The sequence below is a fragment of the Streptomyces sp. NPDC004065 genome (assembly GCF_044903565.1).
Taxonomy (GTDB): domain Bacteria; phylum Actinomycetota; class Actinomycetes; order Streptomycetales; family Streptomycetaceae; genus Streptomyces.
The window spans coordinates 1-7,903 of the sequence record NZ_JBJDQT010000056.1; the positions used below are offsets into that span (position 1 = coordinate 1).

Annotated in this window: 10 protein-coding genes; 7 read left to right on the top strand and 3 right to left on the bottom strand. The window is 68.1% G+C overall.

Annotated elements, in window-relative coordinates:
• The 7 genes from ACI2LW_RS33290 to ACI2LW_RS33320 all read left to right on the top strand — a co-directional run.
• Positions 1-215 (top strand): IS3 family transposase (locus ACI2LW_RS33290; RefSeq protein WP_404735002.1); only part of this gene is annotated, 215 nt, incomplete at its 5' end.
• A 71-nt stretch (positions 216-286) separates the two neighbouring features.
• Positions 287-847, top strand: coding sequence for a hypothetical protein (locus ACI2LW_RS33295; RefSeq protein ID WP_404735003.1), 561 nt, complete (start codon positions 287-289; stop codon positions 845-847).
• 7 nt (positions 848-854) lie between these two features.
• Entirely contained in the window at positions 855-1,364 is a 510-nt protein-coding gene (locus ACI2LW_RS33300) for a hypothetical protein (RefSeq protein WP_404735004.1), read from the top strand.
• Positions 1,365-1,430: 66 nt separating this feature from the next.
• Positions 1,431-2,231: a DUF6042 family protein gene (locus tag ACI2LW_RS33305; protein ID WP_404735005.1), complete on the top strand. Its 801-nt coding sequence runs from the start codon at positions 1,431-1,433 to the stop codon at positions 2,229-2,231.
• Positions 2,228-2,791: an AAA family ATPase gene (locus ACI2LW_RS33310; protein WP_404735006.1), complete on the top strand. Its 564-nt coding sequence runs from the start codon at positions 2,228-2,230 to the stop codon at positions 2,789-2,791. Before ACI2LW_RS33305 ends, ACI2LW_RS33310 begins: the two co-directional genes overlap by 4 nt.
• A gap of 72 nt (positions 2,792-2,863) precedes the next feature.
• A complete protein-coding gene (locus ACI2LW_RS33315) occupies positions 2,864-3,484 on the top strand; it encodes a hypothetical protein (protein ID WP_404735007.1) in 621 nt (206 codons plus the stop codon).
• Between the two features lie 71 nt (positions 3,485-3,555).
• Positions 3,556-3,867, top strand: coding sequence for a hypothetical protein (locus ACI2LW_RS33320; protein WP_404735008.1), 312 nt, complete (start codon positions 3,556-3,558; stop codon positions 3,865-3,867).
• A gap of 187 nt (positions 3,868-4,054) precedes the next feature.
• Here the strand turns inward: ACI2LW_RS33320 and ACI2LW_RS33325 are convergent, their stop codons facing one another.
• The 3 genes from ACI2LW_RS33325 to ACI2LW_RS33335 all read right to left on the bottom strand — a co-directional run bounded on the left by ACI2LW_RS33325 (position 4,055) and on the right by ACI2LW_RS33335 (position 7,531).
• Positions 4,055-4,444, bottom strand: a complete 390-nt coding sequence (locus ACI2LW_RS33325; RefSeq protein WP_404735009.1) for a hypothetical protein — start codon at positions 4,442-4,444, stop codon at positions 4,055-4,057.
• On the bottom strand, positions 4,444-5,145 hold the full coding sequence (locus tag ACI2LW_RS33330) for a helicase associated domain-containing protein (protein ID WP_404735010.1): 702 nt from the start codon (positions 5,143-5,145) through the stop codon (positions 4,444-4,446). Before ACI2LW_RS33330 ends, ACI2LW_RS33325 begins: the two co-directional genes overlap by 1 nt.
• Positions 5,146-5,383: 238 nt before the next feature.
• The gene (locus ACI2LW_RS33335) at positions 5,384-7,531 is read right to left on the bottom strand and encodes a P-loop NTPase fold protein (protein WP_404735011.1); all 2,148 of its coding nucleotides are present in this window, start codon (positions 7,529-7,531) and stop codon (positions 5,384-5,386) included.
• Between the last annotated feature and the right edge of the window lie 372 nt (positions 7,532-7,903).

A 7,903-nucleotide genomic window follows, 5' to 3' on the forward strand; every position in this document is an offset into this window, starting at 1 on the left:
CCGGCGACAACGCCGCGATGGAGAGCTTCTTCGCACTGCTGCAGAAGAACGTCCTCGACCGCCGCGCCTGGGCCACCCGCCAGGAGTTGCGGATCCCGATCGTCACCTGGATCGAGCACACCTACCACCGGCGCCGACGGCAGCGACGCCTGGGCCGATTGACCCCCGTCGAGTACGAGACCACCATGACCCCACCCGCAGCTCTGGCTGCATAACCCCGCTGTCACCTGATCATGCAGCAGTCCCCTTCGACGTACTCAAGGGCGTTCAGATCGAGTCCTACAACTTGACCGTCGAACGCGACGAGGCCGGCACCAAGCTGGCACGCCAGCGCTACGGGAAGCGGCCCGAGCCGCACTCCGGCGACCCAATCGACGCCGTGCCCTGGCACATGGCCAACGCTCGGCTGCTGATGGAGAAGGACGGCTTCCACGAGACCTTCGCCTTCCTGTACCGAGGAGACAAGATCGTGCAGCTCGGCACTCTCGTCTTCGACAGCCAGGGCACGAAGATCCTCTCCTTCGAGAAGCTCGCGAACCAGGTGAAGGCGATGAAGGCCGACGGCATCGTCGTGACGTCGGAGTCATGGTTCGCCAAACCCACAGGCAAAGAGGAGGAACTGGGCACCCTCTTCTTCCCGGCGCGTGACCGCCTGGACCGGCTGGAGGCGCTCACCGTCTACGCTGCGACCCGTGATGGCCGCAGGGCGGGACAGATGTCCATGGTCACTCGTGGCCCGAACGGACAGACGACCTGCTCTGACCCACAGGACATCGAGTATGCGGTGGCTCACACCCTCGCTCCCGTTCTGAGAATGTGGGATGAGACAGGGCAGCCGACGAGCTGACCACGACATGAAGTTGAGCGACCTCAGCCCGCTGATGGCACGCCGCCAAGACGGCGGCCTCAGCTTTGCCCGCTTCCGCGCCGACCCGGCGCTGGTCTACCTGCAGTGGCCGGACGACGTCCTCGAACAGTTCCTCTTCGACCACGGCGACAACGCCACCTTCGTACGCGACTACGGCGGCATCGACCTGCACGACGTCAGGTGGCGGCTGGAGACGATCCCGGCCGCGGACTTCGTCGGGATGCCGACCGGAGCGTCCGATGCCGGCTGTATCGAGATCTACGCCGAGAACCCGGTGCACTGGGTCAACGTTCGCCGCCCTGAGGTGGGTCGGCACTGGGAAGAGCACGGGACGTGGCTACGCCCGCCGATCCTGATCGCCCGACGCCTCCTGGATGCATCAGACAGCGGGCTGCAGGTCGTGGAGGGCAGGACGCGTGTTGGTGTCCTGCGAGGCCGCCTGCGCGAGGGGCTGCATGCCGCGTCCCACCATGAAGCCTGGGTTGGGCGCGCGTGACAGCGCTTCGCGCACCAGGATGCGTACGCTGCGAGCGTTTGACCGTTCTTCGAGGAAGAGCTGCGGATGACTGAGAACCCGTCTGTGCCCGGACCGCGCCGGGACCTGGCGATGCACAACGACTGGTGGGCTGCGGGCTGGGACCACGTCCTGCCCCGCCAGAGCTTCCCGCTGACGATGCTCATCGGGACCGCGAGCCAGCCCGGTTTCACCGGCTCCCTGGACGAACTCCTGCAGGAGCTCTTCGAAGGCCACTGGGACATGATCGGCGGCGATCTCGACGGCGCGCTCACGTTCTCGTGGCCCGATGAGGAATGGGACTACGAGGAGGCGCCGGAGGGGCGCGAAGCGAACGAGGCCCATCGCTGGGAGAAGTTCGGCGCCATGCTCACGGCCGCCGGCTACCCGGTGCCCAAAACCGTGCGGGACCTGTCCGAGCTCTACCTGACGTGGGGCCTGGCGCGCCGCGAGGAGACGCCGGACGGCACCCGGTGGTCGATGCCCGCCGCGCTGCCGTTGCCTGGTGACCTGCTGCCCCTGGACGCCGACCTCGCCAAGCGGCTCGATGGGATCCGCTGGACCTTGCGCACCGGCCCGCTCGTCGACGGGCTCATCAACCACTTGGTCGACGATCTGGGCGAACCGCAGGAGATCCTCACGTCCCTGGACCGGCTGGCGGCAGCTACGGGCCAGGACGTCGACGACGTCCGGCTCGCTCTCGCGGAACTCGTGAAATCCGGGGACGCCCAGGTGCAGCGCGGCGAGGAGCTGGCCGACGCGGAGCGCTTGGAGGCCCACCGCCGCTTCCGCCTGGTCATGGACTGGGAGCACTTCCACGAGAACCGCATCCAGGTCAGCCGGGGGTGACTGAGGCCGTGCACGGCACCGTGGGGACCAGCGACACGCGCCTGATCGTGCTCCGCGGCAACAGCGCCTCGGGCAAGTCGTCCGTCGCGGCGGGCCTGCGCGAGAAGTTCGGCCGCAACCTCGCCATCGTCGCCCAGGACAACCTGCGCCGCATCGTGCTGCGCGAACGCGACCGGCCTGGGGCTGCGAACATCGGCCTGATCGACCTCACCGCCCGCTACGCGCTCGACAACGGCTTCCACGTCGTCCTGGAGGGCATCCTGTACGCCGACCGCTACGGCACGATGCTCCAGGACCTGGTCCGCGCCCACCGAGGCGTCTCACGGTGCTACTACCTCCATGTGCCCTTCGAGGAGACGGTGCTCCGGCACGCGACGAAACCAGATGCCGAGTACCTCGCGCACGTCAACGAGGGCCACCTACGCGACTGGTATCGAGAGAAGGACCTGCTCCCCAACGGCTTGGAGACCGTCATCGACGCGGCCAGCACCCTGGACGACACGGTCCAACAGATCCTCTCCGAGAGCGGCCTGGACGGCATTCCCCCGATCGACCGCTGAGGGGCGCCGCCGCAGGTACGGTCAGTTTCACGGCAGGTAAGACGGCACACACCACCGGACCCAGGGGGGCCAATGGGCGTGGAGAACGGACCGCAGAGCATCCCGTGGGGCGGCGAGTGGCGACGCCACCTCCGCTCCGACGCCGAGATGGATCTCGTGCGCTCGTGGATGCGCCGCGTCGAATGCCCGACCTGCAAGACAGCCGCAGGGCGGGCCTGCCGCACCGCGGGGGGCCGCCCGACCAACGAACACCGTGCACGCCGTGACGCCGTCGGCCCCATCCCGTACGCGAAGTGGCGCAAGGAGGGCCTCATCCCGGAGCAGCGGACGTACACGATTCCGGCCGTACTCAAGGAGTCGGAGAAGGCCCGCGCCGACTTCAACGTGGACACCGCCCTGGCCGACGGTGTGGCGGTCGTCCGCATGTTCCTCGCCGACCGGCTCGGGTTGTTCCTCCAGGGCGAGGAGGCCATGGACCGCATCGACGACGCCGTGCGCAAACTGATCGAGGTACGCGGCCCAGTGGGGACGGCCGACGTGGTCACTGTCCTCGCCAGCCAAGTCGCCTCGCTGCTGGCTGCGAACGCCGGACCCGACGGCGATCCGGAGGCCCTGTTCGACACGATGATCCGCGCGCAGATCGACATGGTCCGCAGGATGAATGCGATCGAGAAGGAACGAGCCGACGGCTGACCGGCCGGCCAACACTGGTGCAGTACCAACCTGCACGCTGGCGGTGTCCCGTTCGAGCGAAGGGATGAGCTGTGCCCGACCGACCTGAAATCGTCTGCATCTGCGGCTCTACCCGGTTCGTGGACGAGATGCGTGCGGCGAATCGTGATCTGACCTTCGCCGGGGTCATCGTTGTCGCGCCAGGCGAAGCAGACGAGTTGATCACCGACAAGCAGAAGAAGGCGCTGGACGCCCTCCACCTGCGCAAGATCGACCTGGCAGACCGGGTTCTGGTCGTCAACCCTGGCGGGTACATCGGCGAGTCCACGAGCAGGGAAATCGACTATGCCCGCGCCATCGGCAAGCCGATTTCGTGCACCCATCCCGCCCCCGCTGCAACGTAGTTCGCCGGGGGAGGACCCCAAGATCCCAGGACCTACACGCACACCAGTGCGATGCCCCCAGCTCAGAACCCCCGGGCATCGCACCCCAGTGCGTGTAGGACCTGGGCGCGGTGCCGCTGGCCCCGGACAGCGAAGGACCCCGGGCCGCCATGCGCCCCGGGGTCCTGTCCGCCGGTCTCACCGCCGCTCACCAGTCGTCAGGTGCGCTGCCCACCCACGCGATCGGCCGGCCCTCGCTGTTGCGGCCCCAGTGCGGTTCCTCCATCGAGGTCTCGTGCCCGTCGGGCAGGACGCAGATCCGCCCCCAGCGGCCGTGCTTGCCCCCACAGAGCCCGGTGAGCCGGGCCGCGTCGCCCTCCGCCACGGCCTGGTCGTAGCGGTCCTGGAACGGCTGGAGACGGGCGCACAGCTCCATGCCGAGCTCCGTCTCCGCCGCCTCCACCCGCTCTCGCGCCTCCTGTACCCCCGGGTCGGACAGCACAGCCGAGATGACGTCCTCCGCCTCCGCGAAGGCCCTGGTGCGCGCGTGCCGCCGCACAGCGTCCTGCACGCGCCGCTCTTCCTCGGGTGCGGTCATCACGCCGCTCCTTCCGTGGCCGCCCACTCCAGCCCGAGGCCAGCGAGCGCGGCGAGCTTGTCGGCGGTCAGCTTGGCCCGGCGGCTCTTGCTGTTGGACAGGAACACTCCGAGCTTGACCTCCGACCCGTCCGGCAACGCCTCTACGTGGCCCCTGGGGACCTTCACAGAGCCCGTGCGGGCCTTGTACTGCGCCAGGGCCGCAACGCCCCTCTCGAAGGCGCTCACGGGCGCCGTGGACGGCTTCGCGGACACGTCCGGCTCCACCGGGGCCGGGGCGAGCGGGGTGACGCCGACGGCCTCCAGGCGCTCGCGCTGCCCGTCGGCCAGGGCCGCCCACACTTCGGGCTTCCGCTGCCGGGCCAGCCACTTCCCGACGTCCATGCCGTGCACGGTGAAGCCGGGCAGGACCTCCGCCGGGCCTTCCTCGTCGCGCACCAGCTCGCGCAGCGCGGCGTAGTGCCGCTGCCACTCGGTGGGCCACGACGGGTTCCAGTCCTCGTCGATCTCCTTCAGTGCGGCCTCCCACTCGGGGTGTTCGGCCAGCGCACCGGGACGGCGCAGGTTGCTCAACCACTGCCCCACGGGCTTGTCGAGCGCCGCCGCCGACCGGGGAGCGCACAGCGTCCAGTGCTCCGCGAAGTACACGCGGGCCGCCGCCAGGTTCTCCTGGAACCGCGCGTCGGCCGCCGACCAGGCCATGCCCAGCTTCTCCAGCCGCGCCGCGCGCCTGTCGCGGGTCGTTTCTTATGCGCAGCGGGTGAGCTCTGAGCTGGGGATTTCTCAGTTGTCGTGGGTTGTTTTCGGTGCTGATGGTCCTGCTGGGCGTGGCTTGGCGGGATCTTGCGGGTCCCTGGCCTGGGGTTGTGCAGTTTGTTCGGGTGGCATGCAGATGGATCGGGCCCCTACTTGTAGAGCGTGCAGAGTGTTGGGTGCGGGGTCATGTGGTGGCGCCGGAGTCTGGGGGTGGAGTCGGGCTGGTGGCGGGTCGGTGCTCGCGGAGTGCTCGGAGGATGTTGGCGTGGTGTTCGTCGGCAGGACTGTTGCCGGTCTCGGACTGGAGGAGGGGGCCTAGGCGTGTGTAGAGGTCGTCGAGGCCGAACATGACGTCGAGGCCGGCCAGGACACTCTCGTCGATGAGGCGGTGCGGGCGTGGCGTGGGGTGGAGGAGTTGGCCCAGCAGGGGGAGCGGTTCCCATCCGTTGTCAAGGCGTTGGCGTAGCCAGGGGCGCAGGCTGTCGGGGTGGGTGTGGCGCCACATCCAGATCAGGTCGGTGTCGGACTCGGTGAGTTCCTCAGCAGGTCTGCCCGTGGTGGGCGCTAGGTGCTGGGCGATCTGCGCGGTTACGGCGTCGCGGGCCTGAAGAGACCAGTCTTCGGTGGTCTGTACTTCTTCGGAGTCGTCGTTGTCTGAATTGGTGGCGCGGTGCAGGGTCCGGGTGGCCAGGACCGTTCCGTCGGGGGTGGCGGCCATGGCGGCCAGTACGGGAGCTCTTTGTTCTGGTGGGAGGTCGGTGAGGAGGTCCCGGGCCAGGAACTGCAGGCTCATGCCGCTGTTGACCAGGCCCATCATTTCCGGTTCGGCGGTCAGCTGCCCGTAGCTGTCCGCCATGGCCTTGAGCAGTGCAGCGGCGGGGAGGCGGATGCCGGCGCTGCGGCGCTGCTCGATCCGGCGGGTGATGCGGTGGGTGTCGTCACGGAGGCGGAGCAGCAGTTCGGCTGCTTCCTCTCCAGGGGCGTCGGCGGTCAGCTGGGCCAGGGCCTGGTCGAAGGCGGCTTCGGGGAGGTCGTCGTCGGGAACGCTGAAGACCATGTACCGGTCGAAGTAGTCGGTGCTGCCGATCCCGCGGCGTTGGGCGGCGGCTTTCGTGTCGCTGCCGTTGCCGAGGTCCTGCTGGACTTTCGGAAACAGCAGAGCGAGCAGGTTGAGCACGCCTTTGATGTGTTCTTCGGCCACGCCGGCTTCGCCCAGCCGGTTCCGCCAGCGTTCGGCTCGTTCGCCGGGCTGTTGTGTGCTGTGTCGCTGTGCTGGGTCGATGCTGGTACCAGTCAGCTCAGCGCGGTGCCGTCTCAGGAGCCGGTAGACGCCGGGCTCGTTGGTGCGCAGGAAGGTGACGGTGAGGAAGTCGACCAGGTCCACGTTTCCGGCGAGGGAGCTGAGAGTGGCGTCGGCCTGCCCGAAGTAGCGTTTGACGGCCCGTGGTGTCTGCAGCCTGTCTTGCAGGTGCCGGAAGTAGGCCTCGGAGAAGCGTCGTTCCTCGTTTGGCGTCATGGACAGGCCGTGGGAGTCCAGCAGGGCGTTGAGGGCGCGGATACTCATGGCGGCGGCGTCGCGTTCGCGGAACGCGGGAAGGTCGAGCCGTACCTGGATGATCTTTTCCAGGAACTCGCGGGCCCTGCCTTCGCTGTTTCCCACGAGGTCGCTGCGTTGCAGGACGTCCAGCAGCGTCTGCTCGTCGAAGCTGATCAGGTAGTAGACGTTCGGTAGATGGCCCACCAGGCGTACCAGTTTGAAGACAAGGAGCAGCTCGTCGGGGGTGAGGCGGTCCAGGTCGTCCATGACGACCAGGACGGGCTGCCCTGCCCGCCGCAGTGCGTCTTCGGCCTTCCGCTTGGCCGCCGAGGCGCTGGTGTCTCCGCTGATGCGGTCGCTGAAAGCCTTGATCAGGCCTTCTGAGTCGAGGCCGGCCAGCGCGGTGAGTTTGCCCAAGGGGCTGATGGCCTGCCCGAAGCCTCCGAGCGTTTTACGGACTTCTGACCAGCGCCTTCCTTTGGGAAGGGCGGCACGAACTTCGCTGAACAGGGCGGCGGTCAGCGTCTCCAGGTCGGAGTACAGCCATGGGTTGAGCTCCGCGATCAGCCAGTCATCGCCGCCGTCCTGTCGCTGCAGGAGGCGTATCACTTTGCCCAGGACCGTCGATTTTCCGGAACCCCAGGGGCCGATCAAAGCCAGGACGCCGGTTTCGGTCTGGGCCCGGACGCGCCCCAGCAACTCCACCGCGTGCCGCGCGTACTGTTTACGCCCCAGCAGGTCGGACCCCTCGTCGTCGAGGAACGGTTCGTCGTTGAAGAAGCGCGCGTCGCTCATCGGCATAGCGTGCCTGACCGCGTTGCTGCCTCGCTGCAGATTGGCCGAGGCGGTCAGGTGGTGGGGCGGATGCCGATGGTGGTGAGGAGCTCCTGTTGGGTGGGGTGGAGGGTGTTCCAGCGGGTGCGTTGCCGCTCGGCCCACCTTTGGAGGGTGGGGGAGTGGTCCTGGCCGGTGTGGTGGTGCAGCTTGGCTTGGTGGTAGGTGCGTTGCCAGGTGTGGGGCCGGGGTGGGTGAACCGTTCCGGGTTCGGTAGGGACTCGATCATTTGAGAGGTTCGAGTCATGGCACGTCCTTCCCCTTATCCGCTTGAGCTGCGCCGTCGTGCGGTGCGGATGGTCGCCGAGGTGCGGCCCGACTACGACACCGAGT

Coding starts and splice junctions, on each gene's coding strand:
- ACI2LW_RS33300 (WP_404735004.1), top strand. CDS start 855: ATGAAGTTGAGCGACCTCAGCCCGCTGATGGCACGCCGCCAAGACGGC.
- ACI2LW_RS33305 (WP_404735005.1), top strand. CDS start 1,431: ATGACTGAGAACCCGTCTGTGCCCGGACCGCGCCGGGACCTGGCGATG.
- ACI2LW_RS33330 (WP_404735010.1), bottom strand. CDS start 5,145: ATGGCCTGGTCGGCGGCCGACGCGCGGTTCCAGGAGAACCTGGCGGCG.
- ACI2LW_RS33315 (WP_404735007.1), top strand. CDS start 2,864: ATGGGCGTGGAGAACGGACCGCAGAGCATCCCGTGGGGCGGCGAGTGG.
- ACI2LW_RS33325 (WP_404735009.1), bottom strand. CDS start 4,444: ATGACCGCACCCGAGGAAGAGCGGCGCGTGCAGGACGCTGTGCGGCGG.
- ACI2LW_RS33335 (WP_404735011.1), bottom strand. CDS start 7,531: ATGAGCGACGCGCGCTTCTTCAACGACGAACCGTTCCTCGACGACGAG.